This is a genomic window from Nereida ignava (genome assembly GCF_047114695.1).
Lineage (GTDB): Bacteria > Pseudomonadota > Alphaproteobacteria > Rhodobacterales > Rhodobacteraceae > Nereida > Nereida ignava.
The window spans coordinates 1806883-1824310 of record NZ_CP112885.1; the positions used below are offsets into that span (position 1 = coordinate 1806883).

At 54.2% G+C, this 17428-nt stretch carries 16 protein-coding genes, 1 tRNA gene and 1 riboswitch; of the genes, 10 read left to right on the forward strand and 7 right to left on the reverse strand.

Annotated elements, in window-relative coordinates:
• The first annotated feature begins 22 nt into the window (after window positions 1-22).
• Both mutL and OLX08_RS08945 read left to right on the forward strand, forming a co-directional pair.
• Window positions 23-1855: a DNA mismatch repair endonuclease MutL gene (gene mutL, locus OLX08_RS08940; protein WP_391480981.1), complete on the forward strand. Its 1833-nt coding sequence runs from the start codon at window positions 23-25 to the stop codon at window positions 1853-1855.
• A complete protein-coding gene (locus OLX08_RS08945; protein WP_391480983.1) occupies window positions 1852-3018 on the forward strand; it encodes a DNA recombination protein RmuC in 1167 nt (388 codons plus the stop codon). The genes mutL and OLX08_RS08945 overlap by 4 nt, the downstream gene beginning before the upstream one ends.
• A 27-nt stretch (window positions 3019-3045) precedes the next feature.
• On the opposite strand, the gene OLX08_RS08950 is transcribed toward OLX08_RS08945, so the two are convergent.
• Together OLX08_RS08950 and OLX08_RS08955 are read right to left on the reverse strand one after the other, a co-directional pair.
• Window positions 3046-3714, reverse strand: coding sequence for a ChrR family anti-sigma-E factor (locus tag OLX08_RS08950; protein ID WP_391480984.1), 669 nt, complete (start codon window positions 3712-3714; stop codon window positions 3046-3048).
• Between the two features lie 4 nt (window positions 3715-3718).
• Complete coding sequence (locus tag OLX08_RS08955) at window positions 3719-4270, reverse strand: sigma-70 family RNA polymerase sigma factor (RefSeq protein WP_143081997.1); 552 nt, start codon at window positions 4268-4270, stop codon at window positions 3719-3721.
• 234 nt (window positions 4271-4504) lie between these two features.
• Between OLX08_RS08955 and OLX08_RS08960 the strand changes: the two genes are divergently transcribed.
• The 5 genes from OLX08_RS08960 to OLX08_RS08980 are packed head-to-tail and all read left to right on the forward strand — an operon-like array spanning window position 4505 to window position 9144.
• Complete coding sequence (locus OLX08_RS08960; RefSeq protein WP_391480986.1) at window positions 4505-5794, forward strand: NAD(P)/FAD-dependent oxidoreductase; 1290 nt, start codon at window positions 4505-4507, stop codon at window positions 5792-5794.
• 4 nt (window positions 5795-5798) lie between these two features.
• A complete protein-coding gene (locus OLX08_RS08965; RefSeq protein ID WP_391480987.1) occupies window positions 5799-6566 on the forward strand; it encodes a DUF1365 domain-containing protein in 768 nt (255 codons plus the stop codon).
• Entirely contained in the window at window positions 6563-7810 is a 1248-nt protein-coding gene (locus OLX08_RS08970) for an MFS transporter (RefSeq protein WP_391480988.1), read from the forward strand. The genes OLX08_RS08965 and OLX08_RS08970 overlap by 4 nt, the downstream gene beginning before the upstream one ends.
• Window positions 7807-8391 carry a DUF3833 family protein gene (locus OLX08_RS08975; protein WP_391480990.1) on the forward strand — a complete coding sequence of 195 codons (585 nt, stop codon included), beginning with the start codon at window positions 7807-7809 and terminating at the stop codon, window positions 8389-8391. Before OLX08_RS08970 ends, OLX08_RS08975 begins: the two co-directional genes overlap by 4 nt.
• Before the next feature lie 18 nt (window positions 8392-8409).
• A complete protein-coding gene (locus OLX08_RS08980) occupies window positions 8410-9144 on the forward strand; it encodes an SDR family NAD(P)-dependent oxidoreductase (protein WP_391480991.1) in 735 nt (244 codons plus the stop codon).
• On the opposite strand, the gene OLX08_RS08985 is transcribed toward OLX08_RS08980, so the two are convergent.
• Both OLX08_RS08985 and OLX08_RS08990 read right to left on the reverse strand, forming a co-directional pair.
• A complete protein-coding gene (locus tag OLX08_RS08985) occupies window positions 9121-10182 on the reverse strand; it encodes a saccharopine dehydrogenase (RefSeq protein WP_391480992.1) in 1062 nt (353 codons plus the stop codon). The two genes, OLX08_RS08980 and OLX08_RS08985, sit on opposite strands and share 24 nt — an antisense overlap.
• Window positions 10183-10197: 15 nt before the next feature.
• Window positions 10198-10875, reverse strand: coding sequence for a histidine phosphatase family protein (locus OLX08_RS08990; RefSeq protein WP_391480993.1), 678 nt, complete (start codon window positions 10873-10875; stop codon window positions 10198-10200).
• 137 nt (window positions 10876-11012) lie between these two features.
• On the opposite strand from OLX08_RS08990, the gene fdhF reads away from it, so the two are divergent.
• Window positions 11013-13781, forward strand: a complete 2769-nt coding sequence (fdhF, locus tag OLX08_RS08995; protein WP_391480995.1) for a formate dehydrogenase subunit alpha — start codon at window positions 11013-11015, stop codon at window positions 13779-13781.
• 118 nt (window positions 13782-13899) lie between these two features.
• Window positions 13900-14541 (forward strand): CAP domain-containing protein, encoded by a 642-nt coding sequence (locus OLX08_RS09000; protein WP_391480997.1) that lies wholly within the window; start codon window positions 13900-13902, stop codon window positions 14539-14541.
• Between the two features lie 90 nt (window positions 14542-14631).
• On the opposite strand, the gene ykgO is transcribed toward OLX08_RS09000, so the two are convergent.
• Together ykgO and OLX08_RS09010 are read right to left on the reverse strand one after the other, a co-directional pair.
• The gene (ykgO, locus tag OLX08_RS09005) at window positions 14632-14757 is read right to left on the reverse strand and encodes a type B 50S ribosomal protein L36 (RefSeq protein ID WP_008205324.1); all 126 of its coding nucleotides are present in this window, start codon (window positions 14755-14757) and stop codon (window positions 14632-14634) included.
• Between the two features lie 85 nt (window positions 14758-14842).
• Window positions 14843-14917: transfer RNA gene (locus OLX08_RS09010), tRNA-Val, on the reverse strand.
• Between the two features lie 153 nt (window positions 14918-15070).
• On the opposite strand from OLX08_RS09010, the gene OLX08_RS09015 reads away from it, so the two are divergent.
• Window positions 15071-15931: an N-formylglutamate amidohydrolase gene (locus OLX08_RS09015; RefSeq protein ID WP_391480999.1), complete on the forward strand. Its 861-nt coding sequence runs from the start codon at window positions 15071-15073 to the stop codon at window positions 15929-15931.
• Here OLX08_RS09015 and OLX08_RS09020 read toward each other — a convergent pair whose 3' ends face one another.
• Window positions 15932-17191: a DNA polymerase IV gene (locus OLX08_RS09020; protein ID WP_391483226.1), complete on the reverse strand. Its 1260-nt coding sequence runs from the start codon at window positions 17189-17191 to the stop codon at window positions 15932-15934. It abuts the gene before it with no gap.
• A 94-nt stretch (window positions 17192-17285) separates the two neighbouring features.
• Window positions 17286-17375, forward strand: a riboswitch (glycine riboswitch).
• Window positions 17376-17428: the final 53 nt, after the last annotated feature.

The window sequence follows — 17428 nt, forward strand, 5'->3', positions numbered from 1 at the left end:
GTGGCGTGCTAGCTATTGTGGCATGCCAGACACCGTCAACAACATACGCCCTGTCATCCGCCAATTGGACGCAAATGCCATCAACCGCATTGCGGCCGGTGAGGTTGTTGAGCGGCCAGCTTCTGCAGTGAAAGAGCTTGTAGAAAACGCCATCGATGCAGGCGCGCAGCGTATTGATATTGCAATTGCACAGGGCGGCAAATCTTTAATCCGTGTTACTGACGATGGATGTGGTATCGCGCCGGATGATCTTGGGCTTGCCCTCTCACGACACGCCACCTCAAAGATCGATGGCACCGACCTTTTGAACATTCACACGTTCGGGTTTCGCGGTGAAGCGCTTCCGTCGCTTGGGGCGGTAGGACGTTTGACGATCACTTCGCGCGCGGAAGGTTTTGATGCCGCTGAAATCAAAGTCAGTGGCGGCGAGATGGGCAGTGTAAAGCCTGCTGCACTAACACGTGGTACCATCGTTACGTTGCAGGATTTATTTTATGCCACGCCAGCACGATTGAAATTCATGCGGTCTGACCGCGCCGAGGTGCAGGCAATTAGTGACGTCGTAAAGCGTCTTGCTATGGCCGAACCCTTCGTCAGTTTTACCCTGCGCGATGTGTCTGGTGGCGGTGAAGGTCGGGTGACGTTTCGCGCAGATGCGCAGACTGGTGATATGTTTGATGCATTGCATGGCCGCCTTGCAAACGTTCTTGGGCGCGAATTTGCAGATAACGCAGTACCGATTGATGCAGAACGCGATGGTTTTCACCTAACTGGTTACGCGGCACTTCCTACTTATTCCCGTGGTGCTGCGGTTGCGCAATTCTTGTTTGTGAACGGCCGCCCTGTGCGCGACAAAGTCCTCGTCGGTGCTTTGCGCGGCGCTTACATGGACTTCCTTTCGCGCGATCGCCATCCTGCCGCGTGTCTCTTTTTGGACTGTGATCCAACCATGGTGGATGTAAACGTGCATCCTGCCAAATCTGAGGTCCGGTTTCGCGAAGCTGGTGTGGCACGCGGGTTGATTGTGAGTGCTGTGCGCCATGCGCTGGCCAATGCGGGGCACCGTGCATCGACTACCATTGCGGGCGAGACTTTGGGTGCGATGCGTGCGGAAGCAGTTGAGCCGCGCATCTATCAAATGGACCGGCCCAGCCAAGGTGGGCTATCTGCGTCTTATGCTGCGCAAGCACCTATGTTTGAGGACGGGCAAACCCCTTTTGATGCGCCCTCTGCACGTATTGAGGCAAATGCGCCGACAGACACGCCATTGCCTGATCACCCGTTGGGGGCTGCGCGTGCGCATTTGCATGAGAATTATATCGTTGCTCAAACCCGTGATGGGATTGTTTTGGTCGATGCGCATGCCGCCCACGAAAGGCTTGTTTATGAGCGCCTCAAAAAGCAGATGGCGGAAAACGGTATTGCGCGGCAAGCGTTGCTGATCCCTGACATCGTGGAGCTATCTGATGGGGACGCTGCACTGATCATCGGGCAAACGGATACGCTGGCGCGGTTCGGTGTGGTGGTGGAACCTTTTGGTGCAGGCGCAATCGCTGTGCGCGAAACGCCTGCGCTATTGGGCCAGTGTGATGTGTCAGGCCTTATTCGTGATGTGCTCGATGAGTTGCATGACCTTGGTTCAAGCGATCTGGTGCAAGCCAAGATTGAGGCGATTTTAAGCCGTGTTGCTTGTCACGGTTCTGTTCGTACAGGCCGGCGGTTGAATGGGGATGAGATGAATGCACTGCTGCGCGAGATGGAGACGACCCCGCACTCTGGCCAATGTAACCACGGCCGCCCCACATACGTGGAGCTGAAGATGACTGATATTGAGCGGTTGTTTGGCCGCACATGATTGAGATTGGTGCGTATAGCTTTTCGCTTGAAGATCCGCTTCATCTGTTGGGCCTTGTGGGCATTGCAGCGTTGGTGCTGATCATTTTGTTGTTGGTTGTGACCACCCGTGCGGCGGGCCGGTCAGCGCGTGCAACAGGTCCTCTTGCGGCACAAATGCAAGGGCTGGGCCAGCGGGTTCAAATGCTATCTGATGGGCAACAGCAACTTGCAGGAGGTCTGACCCATGTGTCAGAGGCGCAGGCCGCTGCACAAGCAAATATGCTTCAATTGATGGAGCAGCGCCTTCAGGCGGTTACCGTGCAGATGAATGAAAACTTGTCGGGTACGTCACGTCGCACCGCGCAGTCTTTGGGAGAGTTGCAACAGCGATTGCAGGCGATCGACAAAGCTCAGGACAACATTACGAAGTTGAGTGGTGATGTGCTGTCTTTGCAAGATATCTTGAGTAACAAACAAACGCGCGGGGCGTTCGGCGAAATCCAGTTGGCTGATATTGTGTCCAAGGCGCTGCCAAGCGACAGTTACACGATGCAGGCGACCCTTTCGAACGGCAAGCGCGCGGATTGCCTTATTCACCTGCCTAATCCACCAGGGCCCATTGTTGTGGACGCAAAGTTTCCTCTGGAGGCTTATGAAAAGTTACGCAGTGCTGCGAATGATTGGGAGGTAAAGGACGCCGCCCGTCAGTTGCGTCAAAGCGTGCGCGCCCACATTAAAGCGATATCCGAAAAGTATCTGATTGAGGGCGAAACCGCCGATGGTGCGTTGATGTTTTTACCGTCAGAGGCAGTCTATGCAGAACTGCATGCCAACTTCCCCGAGGTGGTGCGTGATGGGTTTGCGGCGCGCGTTTGGATTGTGTCACCAACGACCTGCATGGCGACCCTGAATACGATGCGAGCTATTTTGAAGGATGCGCGAATGCGTGCGCAAGCGGGCGCTATTCGAAAAGAGCTATCGATGTTGTTTCAGGATGTTGAACGGCTCGGTGCCCGGGTTGAAAACCTTGATCGGCACTTCGGTCAGGCAGCGAAAGACGTGGCAGATATTCGGATTAGCGCTGAAAAAGCGGGTCGCCGTGCTCGGCGTCTTGATGCGTTTGATTTTGAAGAACTCGAGGCAGCTGACGGCCCTGATACTGTCCCGCTTGTAGACAAATAGCCCGTTAGCTGAGGTCAGCTTGGGCCCTTAAATGCGGAAGAACGGCTGAAGTACTTTTGGCAGGATGCCGTTGAACTTAAGGGGTGCATCGCTTGCCGCGAGGCAGATGCAGTCCACAGGCCCAACTGCAACTGGCGTATGGTTCATCTCTTCGTCAGCAATTTCTACATCGCCTGCGCCGAAATAGTCGCTTTCGTCTTGAAAAGCACCTTGCAAAACAAGTGTCATTTCTGTGCCGTTGTGCGTGTGATCTGGCATTGCAGCGCCAGTCGGGATGTAGAGCAAACGCACAGATGCATCGCGCGAGGTCTTCAGGATAGCTTGCTTTACGCCAAGTCCAATCGGCCGCCAGCGTACCGCATCCAAATCACCCCCCACATAATCTTGAAGCGGTGCAGGAAACAAGCCAGCTGATTTCTGACGCTTTGGTATGCCGGCGGCTTCCATTTTGATCGGGTCTTTGGGCATGCTCTCTGCCATTTTTAGGCAGGCTTCCAAACTGCCAGATGACATCGCTGCTTTTGGTGTTTCTTCGATGACAACGCCGCCAATCGCATCCAGTGTGTCCATGTGAGAACGACAGGTTTCACAGAGCGAAATATGCGTGGCAACCACCAGGCTAAAGGCTTCTGGTAGCGTGCCAGCACAATATGCCAGCAGCACGTCATCCGTGAGGTGATGTTTGATATTTGTCATCGGTCTAATTTCCATCCATTGCGTGGCGCAAGCGATCCAGCGCCAAGCGTATTCGTGATTTGATTGTTCCAAGCGGCAGCCCCGTCTCGGACGCGATTTGTGAGTGTGATTGATCGCCAAAATATGCGCGTTCGACCAATTCTCTTTGTTTCTGCGGAAGCTGAGACATTGCTGTCTTCAACTGTGATTGTTCTTGTTGTGCACTAAGCTGATCGGCCTGATCCGGTTCCGCCTCGGGTCCCCATGACAAGTCTTCAGGTTCAGGACGTTGCGTTTTGCGCAGCACATCGATTTTGCGGTTACGAGCGATGGTAAAAATCCAAGTCGAGACACTAGCGCGTGATGCGTCAAACATATCGGCCTTGGTCCAAACGATTGCCATAACCTCTTGTGCAATTTCTTCTGCAAGCGCCTCGGACGTGCCGCCGCGCATTAAAAACCCCTTTAGCCTTGGCGCAAAATAATCGAACAGATCAGCGAAAGCTGCCTGATCTCGGAGGGTTTTGATGCGGTCCATTTCCGCAACCCACGCTGTGCGCTCTTGTGTCGTCGTCATCTGGGAATGCCGCCTTTTGGGCTGGATGAATCGTGCAACCTGTGGCCGAGCGTAGCTGATCGGCTGCGCGGTTGCACTGCTTTCTTCCAAACTGGCGATCCCGTCTATCATGGCACTGTTACGGCTGGTCGCTAAGTTTGGATCACTGCATGTGCGAAATAAACGATGAGTCATCCACTTTCTCAATCGCGGCGTATATAGAGCACTCAAGACCAACCAAACAAGGACGACAATATGCCATTGGATAAACGGCGCGGCCCAAAGCGGGTTGCGGTGATTGGCGCTGGTATTTCTGGCATGGCGGCGGCGCATATGCTGGCAGATGACCACGCGGTAACCCTTTATGAGGCAGAGGGGCGGCTCGGCGGACATGCGCGCACACGGATGGCTGGACGCGACAAAGATGTGGCGGTGGATACGGGTTTCATTGTCTTTAACTACGCTAACTATCCTCATCTCACCGCGCTTTTTGCCGAGCTTGATGTGCCTGTTGCGCCAAGCAACATGAGCTTTGGGGCGTCCATTGATGGTGGTGCGTTGGAGTATGGTTTGGTGTCTCTTGATGCGCTTTTTGCGCAGCGCCGTAACTTGTTGAAGCCAAAATACTGGCGAATGTTGCGCGACATTTTCCATTTCAATGCCAACGGACTGAAGCTTGCCAAAGACGGTATGAGCACAGGTGATTTGCTCGAGGCTCTTGGCACGGGCGAATGGTTCCGCGACCGGTATTTATTGCCGTTCTCAGGCGCGATTTGGTCTACGCCCAAAGCTAAGATTATGGATTTCCCAGCCAAGGCGATGATGACGTTTTTCGAAAATCACGCCCTACTCAGCGCTACGGGCCAACATCAGTGGTACACTGTTCAGGGTGGCTCGATTGAATATGTGAAACGTCTGGAAGCATCGATGGTGAAAAAAGGCGTCGACATTCGGCTTGGTGCCCCGATCGATTGTGTCAACCGCACTGAACTTGGCGTGCACGTGATGCCCGAAGGCGCAGATGCGGAAATTTTTGATGAGGTTGTGTTCGCAACTCATTCTGATGACGCACTCCAGCTTTTGGCAGACGCGAATGCGGCTGAAACTTCTGCACTAGGGTCGGTTGGCTACCAGCCCAATCATGTCGTTTTGCATTCGGACGCTTCGGTAATGCCGCGCAAGAAACAGGTGTGGTCGTCATGGAATTACACCGAGGCAGCAGGCAAGCAAGATGATCAAATTGATCTAACGTACTGGATGAATAAATTGCAGCCGCTCGAAACGGAGCAGGACTTTTTCGTGACGCTCAATAGCACCCGTGAGATTGACCCAAGCCTGATCTGGGACGAAGTTGTATTACGCCACCCTGTTTATGACGCCGCAGCTTTGGCAGCCCAAGATACAGTCAAAGCGATGAACGGTACGAACAACACGTGGTTCTGCGGTGCGTGGTTGGCCAACGGTTTTCATGAAGATGGTATAAAATCAGCCGTGGAAGTGGTGGAAGCCATGCGCGCAACTCCGGCGTTGGCAGCGGCAGAATAAGCCGATGAAAACCGTCGACCATATTGAGGCGCGGACCTACCACGGTCGTAAGGGTTCTGTGAAAAATGCGTTTTCCTACAGCGTTGATTACGTACTGGTTGATGCGGAGGCTGAGGTCCGCGCGCCTTGGCCCTTCAAGCGTAACCGGCCTGGCATGGTTGCATTGCATGACGTTGATCACGGAGGGCTGCCCAAGGCCGGAACCGGTGCGGCGTGGGTCCGCGATGTGCTGCGTACGCATGGTTTGCCAAACGACGGACGGATTGAGCTTTTGGCCCAGCCCAAAGTACTGGGGCATTTGTTCAACGCGGTTTCTTTTTGGCTTTGCTATGATGCAACCGGCGCTCTGCGTGTTGTGATTGCTGAGGTGGCCAATACGTTCGGTGACCGGCATTCATACTTGTGTCATCATGACGATCATCGGGCCATTTCTGCCAAGGACACCCTCCACGCGAGCAAAATGATGCATGTGTCGCCGTTTCAGCCGCTCGAGGGGGGCTATGCGTTTAATTATGACATCACTGATGAAAAGATCAGCATTCGGATTGATTACACAGAAACTGCCGATCCAAGCGGAGGGGGGCTGATTGCAACCCTGACCGGTAAACGCCAGCCACTCACAACACGTTCCATGCTGCGGATGCTGGTGCGCCGTCCGCTTGGTTCGCGGCGTGTGCTTACGCTGGTCCACTGGCAAGCGGTGAAACTGTGGTTTAAGGGCGCGAAGTTTCGGTCCCAACCTGAGCCGCCCGAAACTGAGATATCACGATGACTCGCGCACAGCGGTTGCCATCTTATGGGCTTTTTGCGGCCATGCTGGCGGCGGCTGGCTTGCCTATTTATATCCACGCTCCCAAGTTTTACGTGGATGAATACGGGCTTAGCTTGACTGCCCTTGCATCCGTTTTGTTTGTTTTGCGCCTTGTCGATGTGGTCCAAGACCCGCTGCTTGGATGGCTATCCGAAAAGACGCGCAGTGTGCGTGGGGCGATGGTATCGTTTGCGGTTATCATTTTGGCACTGTCGATGTGGGGGCTGTTTGCAATCGTCCCGCCCATCCCTGCGTTGTGGTGGTTTGCACTGACCCTAGGGGGGCTCTTTTCATCGTTTAGCTTCCTTACAATCAGCTTTTACGCGCAGGGCGTTGCCAAAGCAGATGCGATGGGCGCGGGGCATGTCAGGCTTGCTACTTGGCGTGAGACTGGCGGGCTGTTGGGTGTGTGTGTTGCGGCCATCACGCCGACTGTTCTGATGGGCTTTATGGGCCGTCCATTTGTTGGCTTTGCACTCGGGTTTGCGGTGCTGTGCCTAGCTGGATGGGGTTCGATGCGCAAAGAATGGAGCGCGGGCAAGGCGGAAAATGAAGCGGCTACACCTGTTGGTTTTGCGGTTGTCCTAAAAGATCCGATTGCTCGCCGGCTGCTTACAGTGGCCTTGGTCAACGCTACACCGGTTGCGGTAAGCTCAACATTGTTTTTGTTCTTCGTGGAAAGCCGTTTGGATGCGTTGGGCTGGGAAGGGCCGCTGTTGTTGCTGTTCTTTTTGTCTGCCGCAATAAGTGCACCGCTTTGGGGATGTATGGCGCAGCGGGTCTCGCCCAAGACAACTTTGCTGGCGGGTATGGTGTTGGCGGTTATCACTTTTGCAGGTGCGCTGTTGCTTGGCTCCGGTGACGTGGCGCTTTTTGCGGTTGTTTGCATTGCCAGTGGTGCCGCTTTGGGCGCGGACATGACTTTGTTGCCTGCCCTTTTTGCCCGCCGCTTGTCTAAAATTGCACCAAATGCGGGCCAAGCTTTTGGGGTGTGGTCATTTGTTACTAAATTTACACTGGCTTTTGCGGCAGTGGCCCTACTTCCTTTATTAGAGCAGAGCGGATTTGTAGCGGGGCAGATAGCTCAGCCTGATCAAGCGCTCTGGGTTTTGAGCTATTTATATGCGGGCGTTCCGTGCGTGCTGAAGCTGATTGCGATCTTTTTGCTTTGGCGCACTAATTTGACGGAGGATGATGCGAAATGAACGAATTTCTATTTGTGCTAATCGGTGTCGTCATCACACTGATCTGTGTGCTGCTCTATGTCCGTTTCTGCACTTTCCGTGCGCAAAAGCCGGCAGAGTATGATGGGCTTGGTCCGATTATGGACATCAAGGATCATCTAAACGGTAAGATTGCCTGCGAGGGTGTGATTTATGGTCCTCTGGGGCGTGTGAGTAGCCGTTTTGTTGCCGAGTTTGAGGCGGAGTGGAAGGGCGATAGCGGCGTGATGCGCGAGGTCTTTCACTACGATAGTGGCAGCGTTCAGCACCGCGAGTGGCGCTTACAGCTTGATGAAGGCGGCGTGGTGCGTGCGGATGCGGATGATTTGGTGGGACGTGGTAGTGGCCAGCAGCGTGGTAACGCCCTGCTGTTGAACTACACGATTAAGTTGACTCCAGAGGCGGGTGGTCATGCGCTTGATGTGACAGACTGGATGTATTTGATGCAGAACGGGACAATCATTAACCGATCACAGTTTCGTAAGTTTGGTATCAAGGTTGCAGAATTGGTCGCTACGATGCGGCCAGTTGAAGTTGATGCTGTGCGCAAGCGGGTTGCTTGAAATTATAAGGAGTGTGGCGTGACAAAGCAGTGGGCGGGTAAACGGTATTGGCTGGTTGGCGCATCTGCGGGCCTCGGTGAGGCGGTTGGCCAGATGATGAGCGCCGCAGGTGTTGAGGTGATCCTTTCGGCCCGTTCCGAAGATGATTTGAAACGGGTTGTAGACACCCTTCCGGGGAAAGCATCCTATGTCACCTGCGATGTCAGTAGCCTCAAAAGCGTAGAAGAAGCGTACGCTCAAGTCGGTGAAATTGACGGTGTGGTGTTTTTGGCCGGTGTGTACTGGCCCATGAAAGCTGATGCCGTTGATGCCGCTCAGTTAGAGCAGATGGTCGACATCAACTTTACCGGTGCTGCGCGTATTTTGGGGGCTATTTTACCAGACTTTGTGAAACGTGACGCGGGGCATATCGTGCTGACTGGCTCACTTTCAGGGTTCCGCGGTTTGCCGGGGGCAGTTGGTTATGGGGCGTCCAAAGCGGGCGTGATGTATCTTGGTGAAAGCCTTTATGCGGATCTGCGCAAAACAGGTGTTGAGGTTCAGCTAATTAACCCCGGTTTCATCAAAACGAGGCTGACGGACAAGAACGATTTCAACATGCCGTTCATCCAAACCCCTGAAGAGGCAGCGCGTGACTTCTGGGAGCATATGAACTCGACCGCGTTCAAAAAATCCTTCCCGCGCGCATTTTCACTGATGTTCCGTGCAAGCCAGTTTTTGCCCGACTGGCTATACTATCGCATTTTCGCGTAGGGCATTTTGAAAACAGTCACGGGCGCGGCCCCATGTGCCGTTGCTGTCATCCTTTAGCTGAAGAAGTGTCGGCAGCAGTTGTGCTGCAAAGTCTTCAGAACTTTCGGCCGGCAACATCGACGGCAAGTTATCAATCGCAGTGACATCCAGAACCGATTCATTTGAAATACGCGTTGCGGGAATGTCCCAACTTGTTGCGGCGGAATAGATCGGGATCGGGTTATACGGGCTGTCTGGGTCACACGCGATATCGCTGATCACAGATAGCGTCCGCTCTGCCCCGACGGCGTCAGGCCCCACAAAAAGCGGTGTTTGTGGGCTGGCCAAGATGCAGTTCATAAATAAGTTGTGTGTCAAAATTTCTGGGAATGGGCCGCCATGTGCGGTCTCGTCCTTATCCCACTTCGTTGGCGTTATACCCAGTGCTTCACACAGATCTGATGCACCGGTACCGACACGGCCAAGTGCCCCAATGATTAGCGCGGTAGGGCGCTTGGTGCTACATTGGGTCAGTTGCTCTTCAAGTTCAGCGCGTAGATCAGTTGCGCTATCATAAGCAGATACCGCCCCCGCAATTTCATTCCGTTGTTGCGCTGCCCAACAAAGCAGTGCCATTGCGGCACCGGTGTATCCGGCCCAATAGCCAAAAGCGGCTACGCGGCGTCCGCTGGTATCGGTCAGGTATTCCAAGTCCGAAAGCTCGCCACCACCCTTGGCAAACCGCGCAAGCAGTTTTGGTCCTGCGTCCTGGCCTTTGTAGGCATGTCCAAACATGATGTGGCGGTGGGGCAGGGCGCTGCCATCGTCGGGCAGTTCTTTGAGGCCGAAAATAATTGCGTCCTTCGGCGCGTCTGGCCAGCTGTGAGCTGCTGCAATCTGGCAACCTGCTTTTGCGTATTCGTCTATTGGGATAGCGCGCGCATCGCTTTTCTCAACAGTGACTGACATGCCCGCTTCGATGAGGCGCGTAGCACCTTCGGGTGTCAGGCCAACACGGCGTTCAAAACTGCGGCTCTCAGCCCGTACCCAAAGATGCATAACGTTTACTCCAGCTTATACCATTGTCTTTTTGTCAGCGCGGTCCGCACGGTCCAGATGCGGCGTCGAACCATACATCGTCATATGCAAATCAGACGCGCCATTCATTGTGCGGTAGTTAAACCCATGCAGCGATGTATGCGCCACGTTCAGAAACATTTTAGCCTTCTGGGTTGTCTCAAGCCCAAGAGCCAAAGCTGTCAGCGACGCGATGACGCCTGTTGAGCTTACCAATAAAACCCGCCCTTCGATCAATGATGCGTCCCTTACTGCGTCAAAAATACGGGTGCGAAAACCGGCATAGCTTTCTACGTGCGGGGGTGTTTCCTCAGCGGCCCAATGGCTCAGGATTTGCGGCACATGTGCTGCAAAAGTCTCGGCGCTATCGGGGAAAGGGACGCCGTGCATATCAGTCAGCGAGTCCGACAGCGCGAAGTAATCCAGCTCATTCAGGCGCGCGTCAGTGGTGTGTGGAATTGCGGGGCCGCCAAGCCCCGCCAAAATACCCTCAGCCGTCTCGCGCTGTCTGCGCAGACTGCCGCTGATGATGTGCGTGTAGGGCTGCGCGTCTTGCAAATACTCACCCAGCCATCGGGCCTGCACATGTCCCAATTCGGATAGTTTGTCGTATTCCAGCTCTGACTTAGCACCAGAATTCGCCTGCCCGTGGCGTGTAATTGTCACTTCACCCATCGTCGTCTCCTGTTTCCTATGGTGCGTAGCCTGCCTTGCGGCGTGGCGCAAACGGTTGGTGGCGTGTCGTGCTTGCTGTGGGCGGGTTATTTTGAATCGCCTAGTTTAAGCTAAATTCAAATCGGGAAGTTTGCGTCATGTCTGATAAAATCACCTTTACCTTGGACGGCCAGACCGTTGAGGCTGATGCTGGCATGACCATCTGGGAGGTCGCGAATGGCCGTGGTCTGGTCATTCCGCACCTTTGTCACAAACCCGCGCCAGGATACCGCCCCGATGGGAACTGCCGTGCGTGCATGGTTGAGATCGAAGGCGAGCGGACGCTTGCGGCTTCGTGCATTCGAGAGCCCGCCGATGGTATGGTGGTGAACACGGAAACTGCACGTGCCAAAAATGCGCGCAAGATGGTGGTTGAGATGCTGTTGGCGGACCAGCCCGAGCGTGACGCAGCCCACGATAAATCCAGCCACCTGTGGGATATGGCCGATCTGAACGGTGTCGCCGAAAGCCGCCTGCCCACGTTAGAAGCTGAGCGTATTCCACTGCTCGACAACAGCCACGTTGCCATGTCCGTTAACCTTGATGCTTGTATTCAATGCGGTCTGTGCGTGCGCGCCTGCCGTGAAGTTCAGGTCAATGATGTGATCGGCATGGCCGGACGTGGCCATGACGCCTACCCAACGTTCGATATGGCTGACCCAATGGGCGACAGCACGTGTGTGGCCTGTGGTGAATGCGTCCAAGCCTGCCCCACAGGTGCCCTCATGCCCTCGACTGTTGTTGATGAGCAGCAAGTTGGGGATAGCGCTGATTTTGACAAGGAAGTCGAAAGCATTTGCCCGTTTTGCGGTGTTGGTTGTCAGATCAGTCTGAAGATTAAAGACAATAAAGTGAAATTCGTTGAGGGCATCAATGGTCCTGCCAACGAGGGCCGCTTGTGCGTGAAAGGGCGTTTTGGTTTTGATTATATTCACCACGATCACCGCCTGACCAAACCGCTTATCCGCCGTGATGATGCGCCTGCAAAAGGCCTTAATGTTGATCCGGCAAACTGGGGCGACGTGTTCCGCGAAGCAACATGGGATGAGGCGCTTGATTTTGCCGCAGGTGGCCTGAAGGGCCGTGGCCGTGAAGTTGCGGGTTTCGGTTCAGCAAAATGCACCAACGAAGAAGCGTACCTGTTTCAAAAGATGATCCGCCAAGGATTTGGACACAACAACGTCGACCACTGCACGCGCCTTTGCCACGCATCCTCTGTTGCGGCACTGATGGAAAACGTTGGCTCAGCGGCTGTGACAGCCACTTTCAACGAGATTGAGAACGCGGATGTGGCGATTGTGATCGGCGCTAACCCAATTGAGAACCATCCGGTTGCTGCGACGTATTTCAAACAATTCACCAAGTGTGGTGGCAAGCTGATCGTGATGGACCCGCGCGGCCAAGCGTTGAAGCGTTTCGCCAGCCATATGCTGCAATTCCGGCCCGGTGCTGACGTGTCGATGCTGAACGCTATTATGCATACGATCGTCGAAGAAAAGCTTTATGATCAGCAATATATTGAAGCCTACACCGAAAACTGGGAGGCCGAAAAAGCCCATCTGAAAGATTTCACACCCGAAAAGATGAGCGAAATTTGCGGCATTGAGGCAGAAGTTCTGCGCGACGTTGCGCGTACCTTTGCAGGCGCTAAGGCGGGTATGATTTTCTGGGGTATGGGCGTTAGCCAGCACATTCACGGCACAGATAATTCGCGCTGTTTGATCTCGCTCGCGTTGATGACGGGGCAGGTGGGTCGCCCTGGCGCGGGCTTGCATCCCCTACGCGGTCAAAACAACGTACAAGGTGCATCCGATGCGGGCCTTATCCCAATGTTTTTGCCGGATTATCAATCTGTCACGGACGATGGTGTGCGGTCTGCATTTAATGATGTCTGGGGTTCTGGTGATTTCAGTAATGAAAAGGGCCTTACGGTCACCGAGATCATGGACGCAGTGCATACGGATGACATTAAGGCGATGTATATCTTAGGTGAAAACCCCGCCATGTCAGACCCTGATGTGGATCATGCACGTGCCGCGCTGGCCAAGCTGGACCACCTTGTGGTTCAGGATATTTTCATCACTGAGACCGCAAACTACGCTGATGTAATTCTGCCGGCTTCTGCATTTGCGGAAAAGTCTGGCACCGTCACAAATACCAACCGGCAAGTTCAAATGGGACGTCCGGCTGTTTCGCCCCCCGGTGAGGCGCGTGAAGACTGGTGGATTGAAGTTGAGTTGGCGAAACGCCTTGGGCTTGGCTGGACCTATACGCACCCAAGCGAAGTCTTTGCCGAAATGAAGCTGAACATGAAATCGTTGAGCAACATCACGTGGGATCGCCTTGAAGGTGAAAACGCGGTGACATACCCATCGCTTTCGCCCACTGATCCGGGCCAGCCGATTGTGTTTGGTGATGGTTTCCCCCGCCAAGATGGACGCGCGAAGTTCACGCCGGCAAGCGTTATTGCACCTGATGATACGCCCGATGATGAGTACCCGATGATCCTTACAACAGGCCGTCAGCTTGAGCATTGGCACACAGGGTCAATGACTCGCCGCGCCACAGTTTTGGACGCGGTAGAGCCTGAAGCAAACTGTTCGCTGCACCCGTCTACGTTGCGCAAGCTTGGGGTAGAACCTGGTGGAATGATCCGTCTGACGACTAAGCGTGGGTCCGTTGTGATCATGGCGCGCATGGATCGTGCGGTAGCTCCTGATATGGTCTTCCTGCCGTTTGCGTATGTTGAGGCAGCCGCAAATATTTTGACCAACTCGGCAATTGATCCTTATGGTAAAATTCCTGAGTTCAAGTTTTCAGCCGTAAGGGTGGAAGCCGCGCACGAGCCACAAGTTGCCGCGGAATAAGATACTCACAATTTAATTGATATGCCGCTCAATCGTCATGATTGGGCGGCAATCTATGCAAAAGTAGCGTTTATTGCTATGCTCAAGCGTGTGTTGGTTGAGTGTGGGGTTATCAGTTATGAAATACTTTTTGCAAAAAACAGTTTGGTTCCTGGGGGTTTTGGGCGTTGCCGTGTCGCTGACCGGATATGCACAGGCGTGTAGTACGCCTGCTTTGACCGGCGCGCATAATGCCATGGTGCCCGCAAAATCACCTGATAGTGCCTTGTTTGACAGCGCGGTTCTGCACTACGTCAACAAAGTACGGTGCTCAAAAGGATTGCCAGCGTTAACTTCTGCCAGTGGTTTGGTGGATGTCGCTGAGGTGCATTCAAAATGGATGGCTAAGTCCCAACAACTCAATCACAAATCGCGTGTGTCAGGGGTGAATACGTTCAAAAAACGGCTCAAGGCATCTGGCGTGGGCAGTCCTGCCGGATCGAAAAATATTGGCGTTACCCATCGCTATCAGTTGGAAACAGCAGGTGTATTCTTGACCCGCGATCTAAGCGCGTGCCGGTTCGAAGCCAAGGGGCGGACAATACCTGCGCATTCATACAAAAGTTTGGCTAATCATATTGTGAACATGTGGATGGCGTCATCGGGTCACCGCAAAAACATTCTTGCGCGAAGATCTAAGCTGACAGGGGCATCGCTTGCCTTTGACGGTAAGTCACCCAACTGTGGTCGCTACTTTATTACGCAGAATTTCGCGGGTTAGTCTGCCTACCGCTTTTAAGGCCGATGTCAGAAATGAAAAAAGCCGCCCCAATTTAATGGAGCGGCTTTTGAATGTTCAATTGTCGAAGGCTTAGCCCTGACGTGCCTTGAAGCGAGGCTGTGTTTTGTTGATCACGTAAACGCGGCCTTTGCGGCGAACGATACGGCAGTCGCGGTGACGGTTCTTCAGCGACCGGAGCGAGTTCTTGACTTTCATAAGTCTGTCTCCTGTTTTTCCGGCGCGAGATCACGCCATTCAAGTTGCGTTTGCTTCAAAGGCTAATGCCAAGAAGCGGTTATCATGGTGGGCACTACTGGGATCGAACCAGTGACCCCTTCGATGTCAACGAAGTGCTCTACCGCTGAGCTAAGCGCCCATGAACCATCAACTTTGCGACCAGCCCAATTAAAAAGGACGCGGGTCGCGCCGCGTCAGGTGAGAGGTTGATTAGAAGGCTTCAGCTAAAAGATCAAGGGGGCTTTTGGAAACAAAGTGAAACAGTCTATGTTATGTTCAAACGGAGCCCGAAATGCCGAAAGCAGTCTACTTTTTAGACCTCCCAGAGGTCCGAAATACAAGCGTTGTCTTCGCCAGCCCCCACAGTGGGCGGGACTACTCACGCGCATTTATGCAGCGGACCGTTTTGGACGCACACACGATTCGGACATCTGAGGATGCATTCGTTGATCGCCTCTTTTCCAAGGCACCAGATTTGGGTGCGGTGTTTTTGCATGCCGGTGCGCCGCGTGCCTTTGTGGACCTGAACCGCGCTGCGGATGAAATGGATTGCGCAGTGGTCGAAGGTGCGCCGCGCATTGTGCACAACCCCCGAATTGCCTCGGGGCTTGGGGTGATCCCTCGCGTTGTGGCCTCTGGTCGGGCAATCTACCGCGGCAAGCTCACACGGGCCGAGGCCGCACTTAGGGTTGATGAATATTGGCGGCCCTATCACGCGGCGTTGGCCAAAGAGATGCGTGCCAACCATACCCAGTTTGGCAGCGCTATTTTGATTGACTGTCACTCAATGCCCCATGAAGCGATTGAGGCGATCACTACGCCTCAAGGCCAGCGCCCGCAGATTGTGATTGGTGACCGGTTTGGGGCCTCTGCAAACTCTGATATCGTTGACCGCGTAGAGGCTGCTTTTATACGTGCGGGCTTTGTCACGGCACGCAATGCGCCATTTGCAGGTGCTTACATAACCCAAGCTTACGGACGGCCATCACGCGGGATGCACGCGATCCAGATTGAGATTGATCGTTCGCTTTACATGGATGAAGCGCTGATTGAACCAAACGCAGATTTTCAGGCGGTGCGCCGCAAGATCACAGCCGCGATGGCTGACATCGTTGAAATTGGCCAGCGCCAAGTGCCGCTTGCTGCTGAGTAGTTAGCGCAGCGCGCGTCCCTTCATAATTGCGTCCTTTCCAAACCGTTCTCTGATGGCGTCGGTGGCGCGTTCGGCTGCGGCGCGCTTTGGGGCGTCTGGGTCCAAAAGGTCGCCCGCGCTGTCAGCAACTGAGGATGGCCCTAGGTCAGACAGACCGACGCCAATCAACCGAAATGGACCTTGGGTGCTTACCTGATCAAACAGCTGTCTTGCGTGCCTATAAATTCGGTCGGCAATTTGCGTGCTATCGGTCAACGTGATCCGCTTCGATAGGGTTTTGAACTTTGCCGTTTTGAGCTTGAGGGTCACGACTATGCCCGCCAACTCGCGCGCCTTGGCCCGCGCACTGACTTTTTCGGAAAGCCGCCAAAGGTGCCCATCAAGTAGGTCAACCGCTGCGGTGTCTTCGTTGAATGTGGTCTCATTACTAATTGATTTAATGGGTCGGTGTGCGGAAACAGTGCGCTTATCTTCACCGCGCGCCAGATGCCAAAGGCGCTCGCCGATACTGCCAAACCTCAGGATCAGGTCTTTTTGCTCCCACCTCAGAAGGTCCGTAAACGTGTGAATACCCGCCTGTTCAAGCGTTGCGCGCGCAGACGGTCCGACACCCCAGATCATGCCCACGGGCTTGTCTTTCAGGAAAGTCATGGTTTCAGCTTTGCCGATCACGGAAAAGCCTTGCGGTTTATCCAAATCGGATGCGACTTTTGCTAAAAACTTATTGTGGCTAAGGCCGATTGATCCGGTGATCCCGATCTCTTCGCGCATGCTTTTGACAAGGCGGGCGAGCATCACGGCTGGTGGCGCCCCATGAAGTTTGTGGGTACCGGACATGTCCAAAAATGCCTCGTCTAATGACAGCGGTTCAATGGCGGGGGTTAGTTCCTCCATCAGGGCGCGGATTTGTTTCGATACATCCGCATAGACATCCATGCGGCCGCGCACGACCACTGCATCTGGGCAAAGCTTTAGGGCCTTAAACATCGGCATCGCAGACCGGACGCCGCGAATGCGTGCAATGTAGCAAGCGGTACTGACGACGCCGCGCCGCCCGCCGCCTATGATAACGGGTTTGTCCGCAAGCTCTGGGTTGTCGCGTTTCTCAACGCTTGCATAAAAGGCATCGCAATCCATATGGGCGACTGACAAATCAAACAGTTCGGGATGCGCCAACATACGCGGACTGCCGCAATCCACGCAGCGTCGCGGTTCTTGCGCAGAGTAAGTGGTTAAGCAGTCGCGACAAATTGCAGGCATAATGCTGTGATACGCGCCGTACAGGGTGTCAGCAACGTTTACGAGATTTTTCTTGGCAATTAGATACGACACGTGTAGGGGTTTCCCATAGGAAACATGTCCGCTCGGGAGAGCGTGGATTATGCCACCGCCGAAGGAGCAACCACCCCGGTCACCTCTCAGGCAACAGGACTGGCGGACGTGTCACACTCTGGAGAGACGCCTTCTTGCAAGGCGCACCGAAGGCGCAAGCGGTTC